At 62.5% G+C, this 20,720-nt stretch carries 18 protein-coding genes; 6 read left to right on the forward strand and 12 right to left on the reverse strand.

Going from position 1 to position 20,720, the window contains the following annotated elements:
- The first annotated feature begins 140 nt into the window (after positions 1 to 140).
- Positions 141 to 872 carry an outer membrane protein gene (locus tag ISS97_RS14515; RefSeq protein WP_379985708.1) on the forward strand — a complete coding sequence of 244 codons (732 nt, stop codon included), beginning with the start codon at positions 141 to 143 and terminating at the stop codon, positions 870 to 872.
- 242 nt (positions 873 to 1,114) lie between these two features.
- The gene (locus tag ISS97_RS14520) at positions 1,115 to 1,708 is read left to right on the forward strand and encodes a porin family protein (protein WP_379985707.1); all 594 of its coding nucleotides are present in this window, start codon (positions 1,115 to 1,117) and stop codon (positions 1,706 to 1,708) included.
- Between the two features lie 156 nt (positions 1,709 to 1,864).
- On the opposite strand, the gene ISS97_RS14525 is transcribed toward ISS97_RS14520, so the two are convergent.
- From ISS97_RS14525 to pyk, 3 genes are all read right to left on the reverse strand, one after another.
- A complete protein-coding gene (locus tag ISS97_RS14525) occupies positions 1,865 to 2,869 on the reverse strand; it encodes a class I fructose-bisphosphate aldolase (protein WP_379985706.1) in 1,005 nt (334 codons plus the stop codon).
- Between the two features lie 139 nt (positions 2,870 to 3,008).
- Complete coding sequence (locus ISS97_RS14530; protein ID WP_379985705.1) at positions 3,009 to 3,458, reverse strand: energy transducer TonB; 450 nt, start codon at positions 3,456 to 3,458, stop codon at positions 3,009 to 3,011.
- 121 nt (positions 3,459 to 3,579) lie between these two features.
- Positions 3,580 to 5,055: a pyruvate kinase gene (gene pyk / locus ISS97_RS14535; protein ID WP_379985875.1), complete on the reverse strand. Its 1,476-nt coding sequence runs from the start codon at positions 5,053 to 5,055 to the stop codon at positions 3,580 to 3,582.
- Positions 5,056 to 5,517: 462 nt separating this feature from the next.
- Between pyk and ISS97_RS14540 the strand changes: the two genes are divergently transcribed.
- Positions 5,518 to 7,524: an alpha/beta hydrolase family protein gene (locus ISS97_RS14540; protein WP_379985704.1), complete on the forward strand. Its 2,007-nt coding sequence runs from the start codon at positions 5,518 to 5,520 to the stop codon at positions 7,522 to 7,524.
- A gap of 41 nt (positions 7,525 to 7,565) precedes the next feature.
- Here the strand turns inward: ISS97_RS14540 and ISS97_RS14545 are convergent, their stop codons facing one another.
- Both ISS97_RS14545 and ISS97_RS14550 read right to left on the reverse strand, forming a co-directional pair.
- A complete protein-coding gene (locus ISS97_RS14545; protein ID WP_379985703.1) occupies positions 7,566 to 8,378 on the reverse strand; it encodes a S1/P1 nuclease in 813 nt (270 codons plus the stop codon).
- 58 nt (positions 8,379 to 8,436) lie between these two features.
- The gene (locus ISS97_RS14550; RefSeq protein ID WP_379985702.1) at positions 8,437 to 8,907 is read right to left on the reverse strand and encodes an OsmC family protein; all 471 of its coding nucleotides are present in this window, start codon (positions 8,905 to 8,907) and stop codon (positions 8,437 to 8,439) included.
- Between the two features lie 171 nt (positions 8,908 to 9,078).
- Here ISS97_RS14550 and gap point away from each other — a divergent pair, with 171 nt between their 5' ends.
- Positions 9,079 to 10,092 (forward strand): type I glyceraldehyde-3-phosphate dehydrogenase, encoded by a 1,014-nt coding sequence (gene gap / locus ISS97_RS14555; RefSeq protein WP_379985701.1) that lies wholly within the window; start codon positions 9,079 to 9,081, stop codon positions 10,090 to 10,092.
- Between the two features lie 139 nt (positions 10,093 to 10,231).
- Here gap and tpx read toward each other — a convergent pair whose 3' ends face one another.
- The 6 genes from tpx to ISS97_RS14585 all read right to left on the reverse strand — a co-directional run bounded on the left by tpx (position 10,232) and on the right by ISS97_RS14585 (position 15,991).
- Positions 10,232 to 10,732 carry a thiol peroxidase gene (gene tpx, locus ISS97_RS14560; RefSeq protein ID WP_379985700.1) on the reverse strand — a complete coding sequence of 167 codons (501 nt, stop codon included), beginning with the start codon at positions 10,730 to 10,732 and terminating at the stop codon, positions 10,232 to 10,234.
- 62 nt (positions 10,733 to 10,794) lie between these two features.
- Entirely contained in the window at positions 10,795 to 12,963 is a 2,169-nt protein-coding gene (locus tag ISS97_RS14565; protein WP_379985699.1) for a YjbH domain-containing protein, read from the reverse strand.
- Positions 12,960 to 13,730 carry a capsule biosynthesis GfcC family protein gene (locus tag ISS97_RS14570; RefSeq protein ID WP_379985698.1) on the reverse strand — a complete coding sequence of 257 codons (771 nt, stop codon included), beginning with the start codon at positions 13,728 to 13,730 and terminating at the stop codon, positions 12,960 to 12,962. Before ISS97_RS14570 ends, ISS97_RS14565 begins: the two co-directional genes overlap by 4 nt.
- A gap of 11 nt (positions 13,731 to 13,741) precedes the next feature.
- A complete protein-coding gene (locus ISS97_RS14575) occupies positions 13,742 to 14,416 on the reverse strand; it encodes a YjbF family lipoprotein (protein ID WP_379985697.1) in 675 nt (224 codons plus the stop codon).
- An 11-nt stretch (positions 14,417 to 14,427) separates the two neighbouring features.
- Positions 14,428 to 15,441, reverse strand: coding sequence for a polysaccharide biosynthesis/export family protein (locus ISS97_RS14580; RefSeq protein WP_379985696.1), 1,014 nt, complete (start codon positions 15,439 to 15,441; stop codon positions 14,428 to 14,430).
- A gap of 256 nt (positions 15,442 to 15,697) precedes the next feature.
- A complete protein-coding gene (locus ISS97_RS14585; protein WP_379985695.1) occupies positions 15,698 to 15,991 on the reverse strand; it encodes a hypothetical protein in 294 nt (97 codons plus the stop codon).
- A 358-nt stretch (positions 15,992 to 16,349) separates the two neighbouring features.
- On the opposite strand from ISS97_RS14585, the gene ISS97_RS14590 reads away from it, so the two are divergent.
- Positions 16,350 to 17,399, forward strand: a complete 1,050-nt coding sequence (locus tag ISS97_RS14590) for an undecaprenyl/decaprenyl-phosphate alpha-N-acetylglucosaminyl 1-phosphate transferase (protein WP_379985694.1) — start codon at positions 16,350 to 16,352, stop codon at positions 17,397 to 17,399.
- A gap of 10 nt (positions 17,400 to 17,409) precedes the next feature.
- Positions 17,410 to 18,144 carry a YdcF family protein gene (locus tag ISS97_RS14595; RefSeq protein ID WP_379985693.1) on the forward strand — a complete coding sequence of 245 codons (735 nt, stop codon included), beginning with the start codon at positions 17,410 to 17,412 and terminating at the stop codon, positions 18,142 to 18,144.
- Positions 18,145 to 18,809: 665 nt separating this feature from the next.
- Here the strand turns inward: ISS97_RS14595 and ISS97_RS14600 are convergent.
- Positions 18,810 to 20,261 (reverse strand): right-handed parallel beta-helix repeat-containing protein, encoded by a 1,452-nt coding sequence (locus ISS97_RS14600; protein WP_379985692.1) that lies wholly within the window; start codon positions 20,259 to 20,261, stop codon positions 18,810 to 18,812.
- Positions 20,262 to 20,720 lie beyond the last annotated feature (459 nt).

Raw genomic sequence — 20,720 nt, forward strand, 5'->3', positions numbered from 1 at the left:
CTTCACCTCCGAGTACTGAAACCCTTCAGGCCTGCCTCGTTCTAATTCCTCGCATGGCTGGGATGGCCATACCGACCGCGACTGCCTTTCCCCTTCCCCCTGGCACGCGGTTCGCCCCCAAATCAAAGAGGAGTATTCCCATGAAGAAGTCTCTACTTGCCCTAGCTTTGTCCGCCACCGCCTTGGTGGCTCTGCCTGCTTTCGCCCAGGACGGCGCGGCCGCTCCGGCCAGCGGCAACTATCTGCCCAGCCAGCCGGTGGGCAGCGGTAACTGGTTCATCGATGCCAACGTCGGCCGCACCAACGGTAACGGCAACAGCGGTTTCGGCAGCAACGGCGGCAGCTTCAACTTCCTGCACGGCGAAAAGGGCCGTCGCACCGGCTATGGCCTGACCGGCGGCTACCGCTGGAAGGTCGGCCAGGATCTGGGTCTGGGCGTGGAACTGGGTTACACCGACCTGGGCAACTTCCGCGTCAAGAACGTCTTCAACTCGCAGGATGTGAACCAGCGCACCACCACCAACGCTCTACGCGGCTGGCTGGTCGGCGTGAATGGCCGCATCAACCTGATGCCGCAGTGGTACCTCAGCGCGCGTGGCGGTTACTTCCACGGCAATGACAACCACAACAACTACAACAACAGCCTGGGCCAGGATCTGGGCCTGAGCAGCGGCGGCAACTCCGGCCGCGGTGGCTGGTACGCCGGCATCGGCACTGGCTGGGACATCACGGAGCACGTCGGCGTCGGTGTGCACTACGACTACTTCAAGGTCAGCACCGGCAAGATCAAGGACAACGCCACCGGCGTGGAAACCAGCGATCTGAAGCGCTCCACCGGCATCGTGTCGCTGACTGGCGAGTACCGTTTCTGATTGCCAGCAAGCTATGCCGTTCAACGAAAACGGGCGCCTCGGCGCCCGTTTTCTTTTGGAATCATGAGATTGCCATAAAACTTAATGCCCACTTAATACTGTACTAATCAGTATTGAATCTTCTCATGCGAGCCCAATCTAAGGTTCTGTGCAGCCCATAGCCCCATTGGCGCACGCGGCGTCGAGCCCTTTCCCCAACCGGCCGGCGACTGACCTTGTCAAAAAAGAATCGGAGACTCTCCATGAAGAAGACACTACTCGCCCTCGCTTTTGCTACTGCCGGTCTGATGGTCGTCCCTGCCGCCTTCGCGCAGAACGCGTCCAGCGACAACGGCGGCTTTTTCATCAACGGCAATGTGGGTCGCACCTCGATCAACAAGGGTCCGTACGACGACCATGACACCGGTTATGCCCTCAACGGCGGCTACCGCTGGTCGCTGGCCCCGAACTTCGCGCTGGGTGCCGAGGTGGGCTACAACGACCTGGGCAACATCCATCCGAAGAACATTTTCAACAGCAACCCGGTGGTCGATCGCGGCAAGAGCCAGCTGCATGGCTGGACCGCCGGCGCCAATGCCCGCTTCAACATCGACCAGAACTGGTACATCAGCGGTCGCGGCGGTGTGTATAGCTGGAAGGGCCACGGCCTGAGCAATGACGTCAACCCGGTCCGCAAGAGCCTCGACGACACCAGCTGGTACGCCGGTGCGGGCTTCGGCTACAACTTCAGCAACAACGTCAGCGTCGGTCTGAACTACGACTACTTCGACGCGAAGAAGGACAAAGTGGATCTGAGCACCGACATGGTGTCGGTCAGCGCGGAATACCGCTTCTGAGTAAGGCAAGTCGCTCGCTTGTGAACCCGCAAGTAGGCGAGTGTAGGAGTGAGAGGGCGCCGCAAGGTGCCCTCTCTTTATTTTGCGCGATGCGGTCCAAAGAAAAAGGCGCCGTGACGGCGCCTTTTTCGTACGGCTATCGAATGCAGCAGCCGATCAGCCGTTCCACTGACCCAGCGCAGCCAGGCCGTTGTCCTTGGCGCGCGCCGCGACGGTCTTCTGCGCGTCGGCGTAGTTGGCCTTCATATCCTTGGCCCACAGCTTGAGCGCGGCCTGCTGCATAGCGCGGCCGTAGGAGAACGACAGCGGCCACGGGTGCGGGCCCATGCGGTTCATGGCATTGAGGTGGGCGGTCGACTGCTCGTCGGTCTGGCCACCGGAGAGGAACACGATGCCCGGCAGGGTCGCGGGCACGGTGGTCTTCAGCACGCGCACGGTGGCTTCGGCGACTTCCTCAACCTCGGCCTGCTCTTCCGCGTCCTTGCCCGGAATGACCATGCTGACCTTTAGGATGGTGCCTTCCAGCAGCACGTTCTGTTCGTACAGCGCATTGAACAGGCTGCGCAGCACGGCCTCGTGCACTTCGTAGCTGACTTCGATGCTGTGGTCGCCGTCCATGATCACTTCCGGCTCGACCATCGGCACCAGACCCGATTCCTGGCAAAGCGCGGCATAACGGGCCAGCGCATGGCAATTCGCCTCGATGGCGGTGGAGCTCGGATTGTCTTCGCTGATGTTGATCACAGCGCGCCACTTGGCGAACTGGGCGCCCAGCTTGGCGTATTCCTGCAGGCGCTCGCGCAGGCCGTCGAGGCCTTCGGTGACCACATCGCCCGGGAAGCCGGCGAGCGGCTGCGGACCCTTGTCGACCTTGATGCCCGGGATAATGCCGAGCTTCTTCATCACCTGGGTGAACGGCACGCCGTCCTTGGTGGACTGGCGGATGGTTTCGTCATAGAGGATCGCGCCGGAGATGTGCTCGTTGAGGCCCGGTGTGGTGAGCAGCAGCTCACGGTAGGCGCGGCGATTCTCTTCGGTGTTTTCGATGCCGACGGCCTCGAAACGCTTCTTGATGGTGTTGGTCGACTCGTCGATGGCAATGATGCCCTTGCCAGGTGCGACCATCGCCAGGGCGATGCTTTCGAGATCTTCGATGCTCATGACGACTCCGTAAAACTGAAGGGGCGGCGGCTGCCGCGCGCTAAATGGAAGCCTCCCCGTTGCCGGGTCGGGCAGGTTCAAAGAGCGCGATTATAGCCCGTTCGGCGGAGCCGTCGCCCCGCCCCTTTCTGGAGGTCATTCAGCCCTGGGCGTAACCCGGCAGCTGGCAGGCCGCGATCAACTTGGCTTTCTCCGCCGCGTCGGACGGCATATTGAAGGGCACCACGTAGTAGGTCGCCACTGGCTCTTTGTTCTTATTGGTCAGCGACTGGCCGTACTGGAAGCGGGTGACGATGCCCTGGGCAACGGGACCGAGATCGCTTTGCGGAACCACTTTTCGCACCGCGACATCCTGGGTCTTTCCGTCGCTGCCGATCATGTAGCTGACGGCCACGCAGCCGGGCTTGTCCAGGTTGTGGCCGCTATTGGGGATGTCCGCGTCGACCTTCGTATTGAGCAGGATCCAATAGGACGACAGATGTTCCGGCCCCACCATGCGCGCCTGCGATTGCGCCAGCGCGGGAGTGACCACAGCCGCGACCAGCGCCAGGCAAAGACCGTGAATCACCGGACGAAGAAACGTTTTCATGGGCAAGCTCCTTGGCTGACACCTGGGGACGGGATGGCAGTTTAGCCCCGCGCCAGGCCGGTGGCGCATCACAACAACGCCGGCACGACGGTACCCGTCAGCCGGCGTTGCCAGGAACCGCTCACAGGTCCCGCAGGCTCTCCACCATGCCGTCGGCGCCCACGGAAAGCAGCTTCAGCGTATTCGTGCCGCCACCGCGGCCGATGTGGTCGCCATGGGTCATCACCACCCGGTCGCCTTCGCTCAACTTGCCCTGGCCAAACAGCAAGCGAACCGCCTCGCGGGCCGATGCCGCCGGGGTCAGGTCCTTAGCGTGGGTGAACTCCACCGGCTGCACATCGCGCAACATCAGCATGCGACGACGCGCATCGGAGAACGGCGATAGCCCGTAAATCGGCACGGCACTGCGATAGCGCGACAGCCACTGCGCCGTGGCGCCAGATTCGGTCAACGCGACGATGGCTCGCACCCCAAGCTGGCTCGCCAGCAACATGGCGGCGAGGGCGATGGCCTGATCGGTGCGGTCCAGCCGATGACCGGCCGTCGCCAGATCTTCCTTCGGCTCGAACTGCCGCTCGGCGCCCAGGCAGATGCGGCGCAGCGCCGCCACCGCCTTGTCCGGATGCGCACCAGCCGCCGACTCCTCCGACAACATCACCGCATCGGTGCCGTCGATCACCGCATTGGCGACGTCGAGCACTTCCGCGCGGGTCGGAATCGGCGAACGCACCATCGACTGCAGCATCTGCGTCGCGGTGATCACCGCGCGATTGCGCTGCACCGACTCGCGGATGATTTTTTTCTGCAGCCCCGGCAGCTCGGCATCGCCGATCTCCACACCCAGGTCGCCGCGTGCCACCATCACCACATCGGAGGCATCGATGATTTCGCCCAGCACCGAAATCGCATCCGCGCGCTCGATCTTGGCCACCAACGCCGCGTTGCCGCCGGCCTCATGCAGCAGGCGGCGCGCCTGATCCATATCGGCCGCGGAGCGCACGAACGACACGGCCAGGAAGTCGGCTCCGATCTCCGCCGCCAGCTTGATATCCGCCTTGTCCTTGTCCGACAGCGCCGAGACCGAGAGCCCGCCGCCCTGGCGATTGAGGCCCTTGCGGTCCGACAGCTTGCCCGCCACCAGGACACGGCAACGCACCTCCGCACCCACCACGCTTTCCACGGTGAGCGCGACCAGGCCATCGTCCAGCAGCAACACGTCGCCGGCGGCCACGTCTTTCGGCAGATCGTGATAGCTCACGCCGACACGCGTGGCATCGCCCAAGGGCGCGTTCGGACTGCAATCGAGCACGAAGCTGTCGCCGACGCGAAGCTCCACCGGTCCATGGGCGAACTTCTCGACGCGGATCTTCGGCCCCTGCAGATCGGCCAGCACGCCGACTTCGCAACCGGCCTTCTCGGCGGCAATGCGTACGGCGGCGGCGCGGGCGCGATGGTCGTCCGGCTGTCCATGCGACAGGTTCAGACGAACCACATTCACGCCTTCGGCGATGATTTTCTCGAGCATGCCCGGCACGTCAGTGGCGGGGCCGAGGGTGGCAACAATCTTGGTGCGGCGCAGCGGATTTTCAGTAGTCATCATTCGAGGCTAGCAGAACTGTTCGGTTGCGCTAGAGGGTCTTCGCATCTGTTTTTCCAACCCCCACAAAGCTCGGCGACGCCCCATGCCGATACGTCTACCACTTCAGTGAACTGGTATTACCAGTCGACGATGGGATTAGCGCGAGAGGGGATGACTGGTATGGCGTATGGCCATCGAAATGGCCAAATGCCAACGCCCTCCCCGCGCTCGGAAAAGACCATCGACAGAGATGTCGACAGGCGCGACGCATGGGCTCCCCAAGCCACCGCGAAGGCCCTCATGCAACTCGGCAAAAGCATTTTGCATCGCAGCAAATCTCGTCACGAAACACCCGGCCCGCTCTATCCGCTGCCTGTCGCACGCCTTACGAAAAATCAGCAACACAGCGACGCATTGAGCTGCCCTGCCCGCGCCGTCGATACTGCCCGGCCAACGGAACATCCCCATGGAAGGAGAGTCATGACGATCGCCGTACGATTACCCGCTGCCCTGCTCTTCATGCTCACCAGCGCGGCCGCTTATACGCAGGCTGCGCCAGACGCCGCCAAAGCCTCGTCGCCGCCACCCATCGTCGACTTCATCCGGCCACCTGACTTCTCCGACGTCACCCTGTCGCCCGACGGCAAGTACCTCGCGGCAATCGTGCCGATGAGCGACAAGCCGCACGAAAACCTGCTCGCCGTACTGGACGGCAAGACCGCAAAGATCGTGCGCGTCCTCCACTCCGGCCGCGAAGCCCTGATCGCCAGCTACCAGTGGGTCGGCGACAACCGCCTGATCGCGTCCATGGCAGTGAAGCACGACGGCCTGGATACGCCATGGCTGACCGGCGAACTGTTCGCCATCGACCCGGACGGCACGCATCAGGTCAACCTGTTCGGCTATCGCGCCGGCGGCGAAACCACCGGCACGCATATCGCCTCGCGGGAAAGCCGCTACGCCTTCGCCGAGCCGATCGGCGACCAACCCGTCGGCCAGGATCAGATCCTGATCGCCGTCAACGACTACACCCGTGCCGCCGAAGGCAACTTCACCGAGATCGAACGCCTCAACGTGCGCACCGGTCGCACCGCGCGTGTGGGCGTCTCGCCAGCGCGCAACGCCAGCATGGTCGCCGACCACGCAGGCCAGGTGCGCGTTGCTTACGCCAACAACAACGCCAACGGCGAAATGCTATGGCTGCGCGCCAACAACGACGCGGCGTGGGAGCTGATCAACGAGCCGTCCAAATCCGGCGTGGACATCCATCCGGAGGGTTTCAATCGCGACAACAGCAAACTCTACGTGCGCGTATCGCAGGGCAACCGTCCCGATGCGATCGAGCTGATGGATGTCGCCACCCGCCAGCGCACGCCGCTGTTCCAGGGGCAGTTCGCCGATCCGGGCCATCTGCTGCAAACGGCCGATGGCAAGGACTACTACGCCGTCGTCAATCACGACGGCAAGCGCACGCTGCACTACTTTGACGAAAGCAGCCAGGAGGCGCGCCTCAGCAAGGCCCTGGCCGTCAACTTTCCCGACCAGCTCGCCTACTTCTCCAGCTTCACCCAGGACGGCAAGCACGCCATCGTGCATGTCGCCAGCGACCGCAATCCCGGTGACTTCTATCTGTTCGATCTGGACAGCCGCGAAGCGCACTACCTGATGAGCGCGGAACCCTGGATCGATCCGCAGCATATGCGGCCCATGCAGCCGATCGAACTCACGGCGCGCGACGGTCTCGCCCTGCACGGCTTTCTCACCCAGCCGGCGGGCAGCCAGCCGCATCCGTTGATCGTGCTGCCGCACGGTGGCCCACACGGCATCGCCGACCAGTGGGGTTACGACCGCGAAGCGCAACTGTTCGCCAGCCGCGGCTACACCGTGCTGCAGATCAACTACCGCGGCTCCGGCGGTTACGGCATGCACTTTCAGCAGCGCGGCTACAAGCAATGGGGCCTGAGCATGCAGGACGACCTGACCGACGCCACTGAATGGGCGATCAAGCAAGGCTACGCCGACCCTAAGCGGATCTGCATCTACGGCGCCAGCTACGGCGGCTACGCCGCGCTCCAGGGTGCTGTGCGCGAACCGGATCTCTATAAGTGCGCCATCGGCTATGCCGGTGTCTACGACCTGCGTGTGCAGATGGACAAGAGCGACACGCAACGCACCGATCGCGGCACGGCGTATCTGAAACTCGCGCTCGGCGAAGATCGCGACGACCTGCTGCGGCGCTCGCCGCTGAGTGGTGCGGAGAAGATCAAGGCCGACATCCTGCTGCTGCACGGCAAGGACGATCAGCGCGTGCCGTTCAAGAATTTCCAGGAATTCACGGCTGCACTGGACCGCCAGGGCAAGCACTACGACAAGCTGGTCGAACCCCTGGAAGGCCACGGCTTCTTCCTGCCCGAGCACCGGCAGGAGGCATATCAGAAGATGCTCGACTTCCTGCAACGGAACATCGGTAACGCCGCGGCTCGCTGAGTGATGCTGGGTCGCCGCTTCCGCGGCGACCCAGCTCCGTATCAATTGCCAGTCAGTGCCAGGTTGAGCACTTCCGCCAAACGCCGTCCAGCTTCGCGCAGCCGCAACTCGGCCACGGGCAATGCCTTGTCCACATAGGCCTGTTCGATCTTGTGCCCGTCCGGATAGATGTCGCGGGTGGCGGCGCAGGAATCCTCGGCCCATTGCGCATAGTTGTTATCCAGCGGCGCGATCGGCGGCGGCAGCGACACCGGACCGCGCGCGTCCAGCTCCTTGGCATACGGCTGCCAATCCAGGCCCTTGGTGCCAAGCAGCCCCGAATCCCACACGCTATGCAGGTTGGTGCCCTTGCCATTGAACTGCACCTGGTAGGCGTTGCCGCCCTTATCATCGCGATAGCCGGCATGCAGCGGCTGGTGCACGTCACCAACGAAATGCACCACGAACTTCAAGGCCTGCAAGCGCGCTTCATCCGGCTGGCTGCGGTCCTCCAGCACCTGCACGTAATGATCCAGGCCACCGACGATGCATAGCCCGTCGGGACAGTCGCGCGGCGGCGTGTAGTCGCAGGTCTCGCTGCGGAAATTGATGTAATGCAAGCCGCGCGTCTTGTCCCATAGCGCCTGCTGCGCCGGATCATTGCGCAGCTCGTCGGCCCAGCTCGCAATATCGGCCAGGGACTTGGTGTGATCCGGCGCCAGCAGCCGTTCGATCTCGGCTTCGGCGGAAGGGCTCAGGTGCCGCTGCGCCAGCTCGGCAATGATGGCGTGACCCTGCCGGCCCCAGGCGTGGGCGGACGGGGCCAAGACCAAGGTAGCCAGCAGACTGGCGAGCACGCGTCGCGTCGGAAACATAAGCAGAGTCCTGAAAAAGCGGCCGTGGAGTGTGCCACAGCCGCACGACAGTCCGTGGTCAGCCCGTGGCCGCCTTGTGCAGCAAAGTGCCCGTGGCATCGCGCACGCTCACATCCACCGGCACACCTTGCCGCACGCTCTCGGTGACGATGCAGAAATCCTCGAACTGGGCCAGCGCGCGATCCAGGTGGGACAGGTCGGTCTCCACGTTCGACAGGCTCAGCTCCACCGCGATGCGCACCACCCGCCATCGCCCCTTTTCATTGCGCTCAAGCGTGGCCCGCGCACGCGCGCCCAGGCTGCCCGGCTGATTCTTGTATTTGCGCAGGGCAAACAACAGGCTGGCCGACAGGCAATTGGCCACCGCCGCGGCCAGCATGCGCGAAGGATTGGGACCTGCGCCCTGACCCAGCGGAGGGGTCTCGTCAGTGAGCAGGTCGGGGATGGCGGTGTCGTCGAAACGCACCCGGAACTCATAGTCCGTCACCTGCTCCAGCGTGATGTCGATCACCTGCTGCTCGTCGCTCATAAACCTGGCTCCACGGATTAAGACTATCTACCCAACCCGCCGAGCCTACCCCACCTGTCAGTGCCATGAACCGTGCCGGATGAGATGGGCCCCCGGTTCCGGCTAAAATGTCCGCTTTGGCGGCCGGACCCGGCTGCTGCTGCCCGTCATCACACCGGAGGACGCTGTCTCATGGCCATCAAGGTCGCCATCAATGGTTACGGTCGCATCGGCCGCAATGTTCTGCGCGCGCTGTACGAATCCGGCCGCACCAACGAGTTTCAGATCGTTGCGGTCAACGACCTCGGCGACGCCGAGACCAACGCCCACCTCACCCAGTACGACACCGCCCATGGCAAGTTCCCGGGCACCGTGTCGGTGGATGGCGGCGATCTGATCGTCAACGGCGACCGCATCAAGGTCTGCGCCGAGCGTGACCCGTCGAAGCTGCCGTGGAAGGATCTGGGCGTGGACGTGGTGCTGGAATGCACCGGCTTCTTCACCTCGAAGGCCAAGGCCAGCGCGCACATCGCCGCAGGCGCCAAGAAGGTGGTGATCTCCGCTCCTGGCGACAAGGACGTGGACGGCACCTTCGTCTTCGGCGTGAACCACGACCAGATCAAGCCCACCGACCAGGTCATCTCCAACGCCTCCTGCACCACCAACTGCCTCGCGCCGCTGGCCAAGGTGCTGCACGACAAGATCGGCATCGTGCACGGCCTGATGACCACCATCCACGCCTACACCAATGACCAGGTGCTGACGGACGTCTATCACTCCGACCTGCGCCGCGCCCGTTCGGCCACGATGAGCCAGATCCCGACCAAAACCGGCGCCGCTGCCGCGGTGGGCCTGGTGCTGCCGGCGCTCAACGGCAAGCTGGACGGTTTCGCCATGCGCGTGCCGACCATCAACGTGTCGGTGGTCGACCTGTCGTTCGTCGCCGCGCGTGCGACCACTAAGGAAGAAATCGACGCCGCGATCAACGAAGCCGCCAACGGCGCGCTGAAGGGCATCCTGGCGGTGAATACCAAGCCGCTGGTTTCGGTCGACTTCAACCACAACCCGGCTTCTTCCACCTACGACGCCACCCAGACCCGCGTCATGGGCGGCACGCTGGTGAAGGTGCTGAGCTGGTACGACAACGAGTGGGGTTTCTCCAACCGCATGCTCGACATCACCAAGGCGCTGATGGAAGCGAAGTAAGTTTCGCCATCACGCGTAAAAAAGGCCGGGCTTTCGCCCGGCCTTTTTGTTTTCTGTAGGAGCGCACCCTGTGCGCGAACGGCCGCAAAGCAGCCCAGCTACGCAGGGCTTTCGCGCACAGGGTGCGCTCCTACATCGATCAACCCAGTACTTTCAGCGCTGCGTCGTAGTTCGGCTCGTTGGCGATCTCGCCAACCATTTCCGCATGCACCACCTGATCGTTCGCATCCAGCACCACCACGGCACGCGCGGCCAGGCCAGCCAGCGGGCCGGAAGCGATCGCCACGCCGTAGTTCTGCAGGAACTCATGACCACGCAGGGTGGACAGCGTCACCACGTTATCCAGGCCTTCCGCGCCACAGAAGCGCGCCTGCGCAAATGGCAGGTCGGCGGAAATGCACAGCACTACGGCGTTGTCGAGCTGGCTGGCCTTTTCATTGAAACGGCGCACCGAAGTGGCGCAAGTTGGCGTGTCGACGCTGGGGAAGATGTTCAGCACCTTGCGCTTGCCAGCAAACGTCGCCAGCGAGACATCGGAGAGATCCTTGCCGACCAGCGAGAACGCCGGAGCCTTTTCGCCGCTGGCCGGGAAATGGCCATCGACCTGCACGGGGTTGCCTTTAAGAGTGACAGTGGACATGGGAACCTCTTTGCCTGGATGGGTTGCCAAGTAGAACATGCCGACCGTCTTTCCGGCAGGCCTCACTCGGCAATCTTTTCCAGGTTCTTCTCGAACAGATCGCTGTCACGGTCGCTGGTCATTTCATACAGGCTGTAGCGCCGGTTCAAACGGGCACCGCCATCGCGCAACAGCGGCTCCCACATGAAGGTGGCGCGACTGGTACTGGAGCGCGGCAACAGCAGGTCGAACGGGATCGAGAAGTAGATGCCCTTGTCGAAACTGCCCTCACCCGTCTGCGTACCCGACTTGTTAGTCAACGTCGCATACGCACCCATGCGTACGCCGTTGCTGAATTCGCGTGAGATATCCAGGGTGGCGCCATAGTCCTTCGCCAGATAGCGGCCCACGCTCATGGCCAGGGTCACGTCGTGGAAACCGGTGTTCACGTACAGCGTCGCGTTGCCCACCACGGTGTGATAACCGCGCAACGCAAAGTCCTGGCGGAAGCCACGCTGACGTACCCAGTTCATGTCCACGCCGAGCGCCCAGCGCTCGCCGTACGGACGATAGAGCACCTCGCCGCCAGCGCCCGCGTACATCGACTCCAGCATGCCCGCGTAGGCCATGCCGAACAGATCCGGGGCCAGCACATGCGTGCCCGTGATCTGGAAATTCGGCATGGTCACATCGGAGGTGGTCAGGTACTCGCGGATATTGGTGCGCACGCGCGGCAGCAAGCTGGGCGCGGTATAGGTGAACTTGTCGTAGTTATTGAACAGGTTGACGTTGACCTGTCCGTCCCACCACAAATTGCGATTGAAGCGGTAGGTAGCGCTACCGTTGGCGCTGAACTGATAGAGCACGAACGCGTTCGGTCCACCCAGGCTCTGCTGATAGCCCAACGCCACACCCGCGTCGAATTTCTTCGGCGGCTTGGTATACAGCACTTCTTCGGGCTGGATCGCCGGCGGGTTCTGCTCCACGCTGCGGCGCATCTCCTGCATGTCAATGCGATGGTCGAGCAGTTCGACAAAGCGCGGCCGATGCACGCTGTCCTCGACCATCGGCATGCCATGAGCTTCGCTGGACAGCGTGAACCAGTCGATGCTGTCGTCGACGCGATTGTCCAGCACCCGCGACATGCGCCCGACGCCACGCGACGGATAGAAGTAGCTGCGCTGCTCGCCATGAATCACCAGTTCGGAGCCACGGCGCCCGATGCTGCTGACATCGATGCCCGCATTGTCGCCCAGCGCACGGCTCAGCTCGTCCCAATCGACCTGCCCCGGCGGTTTGCGCGGCAACGCCGCCGGGCCTTCGGCGGGCACCGGCGTGGATGCCACCTCACGCAAGGGTTCCGGCGCCGGATCGAGCGTCTTCTTCGGTTCCGCATGCTGTGCCAGATTGGAATGCAGGCTCAGCGTCGCCATCACGGTGTCGCCGCGCTCGTAGCCCACCGTGACATCTACGTTGCGGTTGACCCGATATAGCAGCGCGACATTGACCGGCGAACGCTGGCGGAGGTTGTTGGCGAGTGCCTCGTGCTTGTAGTTGTTGCCGTCCAGCTCCACCTTCAGGCGCAGCTTGTCCAGCGGTGTCTGGTATTCGATGCCGCCGATGACAGCAGCCGGGCCGCGGAAATAGCGCAGCGTATTGAATTCGCCACCCTGCTGATTGGTGTTGCCCGCGCGATTGTCGAAACCGCTGTACAGCCAGCCCAGCGGACTCTTGATGTCGCCGCGTGCACCCATGTTGCCCCAGGCCATGCCCAGGGTGAAATCGACCGGCCCGAAGCGCTTGCTGGCCACCACGTATTCGCTGCTGAAAAGACCGGTGCCGGCGATATCGCGCCCGCCCACCGCCACCGCCGGCCACCAGCGCGTCTCATCCCACAGTCGCACCTTCAGGTCGATGGACTTGTCTTTGTAGCTTTGGTGTCCGCTCAGCCCGATCGGTCCGTACAGCCGGTTGCTCACCGCGCTATAGCGAAAAGCAGCCTCCATCCACGGCAGCGGTTGTAACGAGAGGTTGTAGTGCGTGTACGGATAGGTACGCGTCGCGGTGAACGCCAGATCGCCTTCATCGGCCATGCGCGCGGTCGGCGTCTGCAGCAGACCGACCTCACCGAAATCATTATGGGTATAACCCGGCGCGTTCTGCGCATGCAGTGCGCCAGCAATGCATTGCGCCAGCAACAGACTGGCCGGCAGCATCATGCGGCTGCAGGAACGCGGGCGACCGGCGATCAAGGCGGCACTCCGGCGTTATCAAGCGGCTGGGTGGCGAGAAAATCCGCCATCTCGCGATTGAAGTGCTCATCCACGGCACCCTGGATCGCGCGCTTGTCCAGCGGCACATAAACCATGGCGCCGGGCGCCAGCGAGATCGGCGCATCGCCATTCCACAGCGCGATACCCAACTCGAATACCTGGCCGTCAGGCTGGATCGCATACAGCAGATCGCGGTCGGCCATCGCGGTCGGGCAGGCGGCCACATAGTCGCGCGGATCCTTCAGGGCGACATGCGGCAGCTCGCACGGTTTGACCACCGCTCCCACCACCCGCACCGTCGCCGGACGCGCGGGATAAGCCAGCGCATCGCCATCGTCGATCGGCAGATTGTCGGCATCGCTTGCCGCCAACGCCGCAGGATCCAGCGTATGCACAATGCGCCGGCCAGTCACCGGCATGGCCTTCAGCCAATCGCGCAAGTTGCCGCTGAGCGTCGCCAGTGCCGGGTTGCCTGCGCGCAAGGCCTGATCGCGCACCGCACCGAGTTCGTACAACAGGCCAGCCTGCAATCGTCGCTGCGGCAATACCAAGGTCTGCTGCGACCAGAGCGCGCCGAGCATGTAGGCATCCGGATTCACCTGCGCTGAAGTAGCGGCATCCACCAGGCGCGGCGATGCACCCAGTACCTGCACACCTGGATGACCGACTTCGCCACTGACCCGGATGGAGGTCGCTGCCTGCGCAACACTGCACGACACGAGCAGCCCGGCACACAGCATAAGCATGCGTACCGGCCTCATGTTTGCGGCCCTCGATAAGGACGCAACTGAATCATCTCCAGCGCCTGTCCGGGCGCCGCATACTGCCGGCTCTTCCAGATAAAGCCATCGGCCGGATCGACCCAATATCGGTTCACCACATCGAAGCCGATCTCCGCCGCATGCAGATGCTCATCGAAGCGGCGCAGATGATGTACGGTGCCGAGAATATCGACGTCTTCCATGGCCATCGGCTGCAACTTCGCCTGCACATGGATGCCGTAGTGATAGTCCGGCGACCAATCCATCACACGCTGATAGGCGACCGGTGCCTGCACATGCTGCAAGCCGCTCGCAAACGGATCGCCTTCCTCCAACAACGCATCCAGGTTCCGCGTCAGACCCAGCGTCTTCACCAGCACGCCGTGCTTGAGGAACACTGCTTGCCCATCCGGTCCGTACCAACCGAGCAGATCGCCCTGCGCACTGGCCAGCAGCAGAATCGCTTCGCCACCCGGCGCGGAAACCTGCAACTGGTAGTACGGCTCAGCCGCGACCGACTCCGCCGTGGGACGCACGCTGGTGCCGCCATGCACCGCCTGCTTCACCGTCTCCAGACTGCCCATGGATACGTCGGTGCACGCGCTCATCAGGCACAGCACACCCGTCACGACCGCGAGGCGGTACAGGCCCCGCCGCGGCGTCAGCATCATGCACATAGGCATCAATTATTGAGGTTGCTCTTAGCCGAGGCCGCGTTGCTGATCAGCCCCGACAAAGGCAACAGCTGCGAGAGGAAACGGTTCCAGCGCGTCACACCGGCCGGCCCGACAAAGACCACGTCACCGGGATGCACCGGGAATTGCGAAGCCAGCGCGAACGCTGTCGGCGATTGCGCGCTCAGCTGATAGATCGTCGCCGGCGTCTTCTCCATATCTTCCACGCCGCGGATCACGTATACCGCATTGCCCTTCGCCGTCACCTCGTTGAGTCCGCCAACGCGACCCAAGGCTTGCGACAGCATCATGTCGCCCGTCTTGAACGGCACTGCCGCCGGGCGCGTGACTTCGCCCAGTACATAGACTTCCTTGCGATCGCCGTAGGGCAGATAGATCTGATCGCCTGCCTTGAGCCAGATCTCGCCAAGACCATGCGCACGACTCAGCGCTTCGAGATCGAGGTGATAGTCATGACCGTCGCGTGTCAGCACCAGGCCGGAGAGATCCGCCTGATCCGCATTGACCTGTGCCGCGCCGATCGCCTGCTCCAGGCTCATCGGTGTCACCGTCACCGGCAGCGGATCGGTTTTCACAAACGCGCCGCGCAACGTGATGCGCTGATTGCCGTAGCTGATCACGCTCATATCCACCTGCGGCTGCTCCACGTAGGTGGCCAGCCTTCGCGTCAACTCAGCGCGCAGTTCTTCCACCGTCATGCCAGCGGCCTTGAGCAGCCCCACGTAGGGATAGAACAGCGTGCCGTCCGCACGCACCAGACGTCCATTCGCGCTCGGCTGCTGCTGCGAGCCAGCGGGCGAGGTCAGTTCGGGATGCTCCCACACTGTGATGTAGAGCGAGTCACCCACACCGATGCGATACGGCTCGGGCTTGAAGGTGGCCAGCTCAGTCGGCACTGTCGCCGGCGTGGTGGTGCTCTTGTCCATCGCCAGCAACTTCGGCGTGATCGGCACCAGTTGATAGCGTGCGCCGTCCAGCGAGCCCTGGCGCGTCAGATCCATGGAACTCAGATGCTGCCCGGGCGCCCATATGCAGGCATGCAATGCCAGCGCAGCACATGCGATTACCAACGCCTGCCGTTTGTTCATCAGTCGAGCCCTTCGAGATGCGCTAACGCCGCTACGCGGCGATTGGATCGTCGGCCCCCTACCGATGACATAAGTGTTACCAAGCCTGCGCGCCAAACTGCGGCAAGCCCATTCGCGTCCACCGGAACACGGTGGACGCTATCTACCGATCAAACCCTTGATCGAACGATCAGTGCGTCCCGGTCGTACCGCCGGTGCCACCTGTACCACCGGTGCCGCCCGTACCGCCGGTACCGGCCACGGCTGCCGCTGCGGCGGCGCCAGGACCCGGATGCGAGGCCTTCATGCTGCCGTGCGCAGCGGCCTTGGCACGGGCAGGCGTAGTGATCTGCGCAGGCGCCGCCGGCTTAGCCTGCTGCTTTTCGATAAGTTGATTCACTGTGGTCGGCTGTTGCGGAGCAGTCTGTGCGAATGCCGAACCCGTGATAGCCAATGCAAGTGTGGTGGCGATAAAAATCTTCATGAGCTTCCTCTTGATCATCGCGTGGAAGTGAGAGACGCCAAACGAGAAACGCCCCGGACTGTAGCGTCACTTGAGAGCGCATGACTGAACCAATACCAACCTGAGTGCGGAGGATTCCACAAGACATTCACTCAGATCGCTTAGAGTTCTCCTTCGCTGTGGAAAGACTTCCATACGCAGTAGTTCATTCGACGCATCAGGACTGTGATGTTGCGCAACCTTTTCAGGTCAGCGCCATCTCCTCCGATCCAACCGGGCACTGTCACACCCTCTTCGCAGAAGTCGGCGACGATGCGTGTCTCGCGCCCGGTTTATTCGATGCCCGCCATCGTCAGGATTGACTCGAGGAAGCGACGAAATGCACGACACAAGAACGATGATTGCCTGCGCCGCGGCACTCTTCACAACGGCCGTCGCGATCGTCGTCCTGCGCCGCCTGGCGGCGCCTCTGGGCCTGCTCGACCGCCCCGACGCACGCAAGCAGCACATCGGCAGCGTGCCGCTTGTAGGCGGCCTGGCGATCTTCTGCGGCGTGGTGATCGGCGCCTGGTGGTATGGCGACTCCACCCCGTTCAACCGCATCCTGCTGACCACTACCGCCGCACTCACCATCATGGGTGCGCTGGACGATCGGCAAGGTCTGAGCGTGCGCGCACGCCTGCTGATACAGACCGCCGCCATACTGGTGATGATTGGCAGTACAGACGTCTATATCCGTACGCTCGGCATCATCAACGGCGTTCAGATTCAGCTGGGTCCCATCGGGATCCCGCTCACCCTGATCGCCGTGATCGGACTGCTCAACGCATTCAACATGATGGACGGCATCGACGGCCTCGCCGGCAGCATGGGCCTGGTCAGCATCGGCACCATCTTCATGTTTCATCATCAGGAGATCTCGCCGGGCGTGACCATACTCATCGCCATGCTCGCGGCCGGCATGTTGCCCTATCTCGCTGCCAACCTCGGCTTCTTTGGCAGAAAAATTTTCATGGGCGATGCCGGCAGCATGGCGCTGGGCTACTTGCTGGGATGGACGCTGATCCAGCTCAGCCAGAGCGGAAGCTCTGACCTGCAACCAGTCGACGTGCTGTGGTGCGTGGCTTTGCCCGCGCTCGACACGCTCGCCGTGATGTATCGCCGCATGCGCAATCGCCAGTCGCCATTCAAGCCTGATCGCGGGCACATCCATCACATGCTGCTGCAGCTCGGCTTGAGCCCACGCATCACCTTGCTGGTACTGGTGATCGCCGCGATATGCCTGGCCTTCGTCGGCAACATCGTGCACCAGTACGGCCAGGGCGTAAGCCTGGCGATGTTCTGCTTCGTACTGGTTACCTACATCCTGTTCGCCACCCGGCGCTGGCCGATCATCACCGGCCAGGCAGTACAGCAACGCGGCCAATAGATCGGGAGACATGCCGAGCTATTTCTTCAACCTCAGCCATCCTGTCGCGCAGGCACTGCTGCTCGCAGGTGCGGGGTTGCTATGCGTCATGGCCCGCCGTTACCGCACGGGCCTGTGTGTGATCGCACTGGTACCGGTATGGCTCACACTTTGCGCCACGCCGGCGTTCGCCACTGCGCTGCAGCGGACGCTGACGAACCAGTATCCGGCACAGACCGCGTCGACCTATCCTTCGGCCGATGCCATCGTCATCCTCGGTGGCGAACGCGATCCACCGCAGACGCGCTGGGACGACGAAGATGCCGACATCGCCGCCAGCCGCGTCGGTTTCGGCTACCTCCTGTTCAAGGCGAAACGCGCGCCCCTTGTTTTGCTATCCGGTGGCGAAGGCGACGCCCTTCGCATGGCGGGCATGCTCGAACAGCAGGGCGTGTCTGCGGATGCACTTCACGTCGAAAGTGAAAGCCGCACGACCTACGAGAACGCGCGCAACTCGGCCACCATCCTGCAGCAGCGTGGGATGCATCGCATTCTATTGGTAACCTCGGCGGCGCACATGCCACGCGCTGTCGCCAGTTTTGAAAAGCAGGGGCTTGATGTGATTCCTGCGCCCGCCATGACGCCGCTTTCGAAGCATCCTGTGCGCGATCTGTGGGCGCCGCGGCGTGCCGTGTTGTGGAATGCGTCGCAGGCGATGCATGAGTACATCGGGCTTTGGGTGTATCGCTTGCGCGGCTGGGCCTGAGGCTTCTGCTCCCCGCGAGGGAGGGCTAGAGTGAGGGATCCGCCCTTGCAACACTCCCTCCTACTTCGTCATTTCGGCGCAGGCCGGAATCCAGTAGTGGTGCGCTTCGATTGTCGCGTCTGCGTGCCCGGGCTCGCCTGCCGCGGGCTTCCGAACCGCTGCCGCGGTCCGGGTCACTTTCTCTTTGTTGGCCCAAAGAGAAAGTAACCAAAGAGAAATGGCCTAAGAGCAGGCGGTGGGCTTTTAGCTGCGCATCTTCCAGTGCCAGACATCCGGATGGCTTCGTTTCTTGCTCTGCTCTTCTCTGGAACTGATTGGCGTCGTCAGAGCCATGCGCACCTTTCTCCTCCCCCTGCTCGCAGGGGGAGGCTGGGAGGGGTAAGCCCTTGGAACAACCTCTCCCGAAACGCTTTCTCAAGTACTCACCCCTCCCCAACCCTCCCCTGCGAGCAGGGGAGGGGGCAGGAGCAAACCCGACGTCTGACACTGGAAGATGCGTGGCTACGAAGCACACCGCGCTCTTCTAGACCATTTCTCTTTGGTTACTTTCTCTTTGGTCAGCAAAGAGAAAGTAACTCGTGCGCCGGCAGGCGTCCGACATGCCCGCTGCATAAGCGGCCAGAGCGCGATAACCCAGCGATTGTCGCGACCACAAACAACAACCCTCAGGACGCCCCCACCTTCCCCTGAAACTCAATCGTCGCCCCATTCGCAACTCTCGGAATGCCAGCATCGACCTGGTTGTTGTACTCGAACGAGCGCTCATCGAGCATCATCTGCCCTTTGCTGATGCGCAGATTCTTGCCTGTGCTGAGGAAGGCCATGGGTATTGCCTTGCCGGATGCCAGACGGCTGCTTCGCCGCACGGTGTTGCCGGAGATGACCACGGTATCGATGTGCCGCGCGCTATCCGCCGACTCATCCTCGGAGAAGTTGATGCAGGTTCCAAAGATGTCGAGGAAGGTGTTGCCCGCACAGACCAGGCCGCTGACACCCAGCACGCCGATCGCGCCCATCTGCGGCCGTATCCCGATAAAGGTATTGCCGGTGATTACCGCATTCACCGCATTGCGACTGGTTGCCGAAGCAATCGCGCCAAGGCGAATCGCATCGCCACCAGGCCCCGCCCCGGGCGGTGAGCGCTCGAACGTGCAGCCCATCACCCGCGCACCACTCAGGCCCTTCAGCCCAACATCCACCCGCACCGAATTCAGGAAATGGCAATTCACCACCGTCAGGTTGTCCGCCATATCCGTCGCGGTCTTCTGCCGGGTCGAACTGTCGATGCCCCAGAAGCAGTTCTTGAACTGACAGTTCGCCACCAGCCAGTCATGAATGTTCGATCCGGTCTGATGACCGTTGAAGAAGGTGATGCCGGCGGTATTCACCGTGTCGATATCGATAAAGCTGCAGCCGCGTATCACCACATTGCGGTACACGCTCCAGTTGTGGTCCGGCTCGAAATCGATACCGCCCACCGAGCGCGACAGCTTGGCGTTACCGATATTACGGAACACACAGCTCTCGACCGTCAGCCCATCGCAATCGATCACCGACAATCCATTGCGGTTGTCCTTCACCGCGCCGTCGAACAGGCAGTTGCGCACCGTGACCCGCTCGTTATGCCGTTCCGTCTGCGACAGCGTTCCAGACCCCACATACATACCGTCGCCACGAAACCCGTAAAACGTCACTTTCTCCACGGTGAGATCGGACGTGGCATTCACCGCCAGCAGGTAGAAGTACTGCGAGTACGCAAACTCCCCCACCCGCCCATTGAGCTTGAAATCATGCAGATGGATGCCGCGCATATTGTCGGCCACATTCTTGCTGCCGCCATCCTTCACATACGTCGCCAGCATGAATTCACACGCCAGCGAGTCATCGAAGGCACGCAACTCACTCCCCTGCCCCTCCCCATACAACTCCAGACCCGACTTCAAATTAATCTGCTTGACCGGATAAACCCCAGCCGGAATAAACACCCGGCTCGACGTATCGATCGCCTTCTGAATCCCCGCCGTGCAGTCATAACGACTCTTGCCGGCACGAATCGCCGCACGCTCAGTCTCCGGAAGGAAATCGAGCACATTCGCCTGCTTGCTGGAACCTGGCATGAGAGAACCTCGGACAGTGGACGGAACACGCCTATGCAATGACACACATCAAACCGATCCCCTGAACCATCGAGTCTATCCATGCCCGAAGCGAGCGCTTTAATCGCGAGTGAATCAAGAACCTGCGCGCAAGAAACAACGCATATCGACGAGACGTGCAGCAGCGCAGTCGAGCGATCGGTCCGCAACAAAACATCTCGACGTCTGGCACTGGAAGATGCGCAGCTACAAAGCACACCGCCGGCTCTCAGGCCATTTCTCTTTGGTTACTTTCTCTCTAGGCCCCCTCGGGGGGTTGGGCCAGCAAAGAGAAAGTAACTCGGGCGCCGGCAGGCGTCCGAAATGCCCGCTGCATAAGCGGCCAGAGCACGCAGACGCAACAATCGAAGCGCGCCACTACTGGATTCCGGCCTACGCCGGAATGACGCAGTAGGTGAACGAATCGCAAGAGCCGGGCCT

The organism is Dyella koreensis (assembly GCF_044904565.1).
GTDB classification, from domain to species: Bacteria; Pseudomonadota; Gammaproteobacteria; order Xanthomonadales; family Rhodanobacteraceae; genus Dyella_D; species Dyella_D koreensis.

Excerpts from the sequence above, each read along its gene's own strand:
- gap (WP_379985701.1), top strand. The coding sequence starts at position 9,079 with ATGGCCATCAAGGTCGCCATCAATGGTTACGGTCGCATCGGCCGCAAT.
- ISS97_RS14575 (WP_379985697.1), bottom strand. The coding sequence starts at position 14,416 with ATGATGCTGACGCCGCGGCGGGGCCTGTACCGCCTCGCGGTCGTGACG.
- pyk (WP_379985875.1), bottom strand. The coding sequence starts at position 5,055 with ATGACTACTGAAAATCCGCTGCGCCGCACCAAGATTGTTGCCACCCTC.
- ISS97_RS14600 (WP_379985692.1), bottom strand. The coding sequence starts at position 20,261 with ATGCCAGGTTCCAGCAAGCAGGCGAATGTGCTCGATTTCCTTCCGGAG.
- ISS97_RS14585 (WP_379985695.1), bottom strand. The coding sequence starts at position 15,991 with ATGAAGATTTTTATCGCCACCACACTTGCATTGGCTATCACGGGTTCG.
- tpx (WP_379985700.1), bottom strand. The coding sequence starts at position 10,732 with ATGTCCACTGTCACTCTTAAAGGCAACCCCGTGCAGGTCGATGGCCAT.
- ISS97_RS14525 (WP_379985706.1), bottom strand. The coding sequence starts at position 2,869 with ATGAGCATCGAAGATCTCGAAAGCATCGCCCTGGCGATGGTCGCACCT.
- ISS97_RS14595 (WP_379985693.1), top strand. The coding sequence starts at position 17,410 with ATGCCGAGCTATTTCTTCAACCTCAGCCATCCTGTCGCGCAGGCACTG.
- ISS97_RS14530 (WP_379985705.1), bottom strand. The coding sequence starts at position 3,458 with ATGAAAACGTTTCTTCGTCCGGTGATTCACGGTCTTTGCCTGGCGCTG.
- ISS97_RS14540 (WP_379985704.1), top strand. The coding sequence starts at position 5,518 with ATGACGATCGCCGTACGATTACCCGCTGCCCTGCTCTTCATGCTCACC.
- ISS97_RS14580 (WP_379985696.1), bottom strand. The coding sequence starts at position 15,441 with ATGGATCTGACGCGCCAGGGCTCGCTGGACGGCGCACGCTATCAACTG.
- ISS97_RS14545 (WP_379985703.1), bottom strand. The coding sequence starts at position 8,378 with ATGTTTCCGACGCGACGCGTGCTCGCCAGTCTGCTGGCTACCTTGGTC.
- ISS97_RS14550 (WP_379985702.1), bottom strand. The coding sequence starts at position 8,907 with ATGAGCGACGAGCAGCAGGTGATCGACATCACGCTGGAGCAGGTGACG.
- ISS97_RS14520 (WP_379985707.1), top strand. The coding sequence starts at position 1,115 with ATGAAGAAGACACTACTCGCCCTCGCTTTTGCTACTGCCGGTCTGATG.
- ISS97_RS14515 (WP_379985708.1), top strand. The coding sequence starts at position 141 with ATGAAGAAGTCTCTACTTGCCCTAGCTTTGTCCGCCACCGCCTTGGTG.
- ISS97_RS14570 (WP_379985698.1), bottom strand. The coding sequence starts at position 13,730 with ATGCTTATGCTGTGTGCCGGGCTGCTCGTGTCGTGCAGTGTTGCGCAG.
- ISS97_RS14590 (WP_379985694.1), top strand. The coding sequence starts at position 16,350 with ATGCACGACACAAGAACGATGATTGCCTGCGCCGCGGCACTCTTCACA.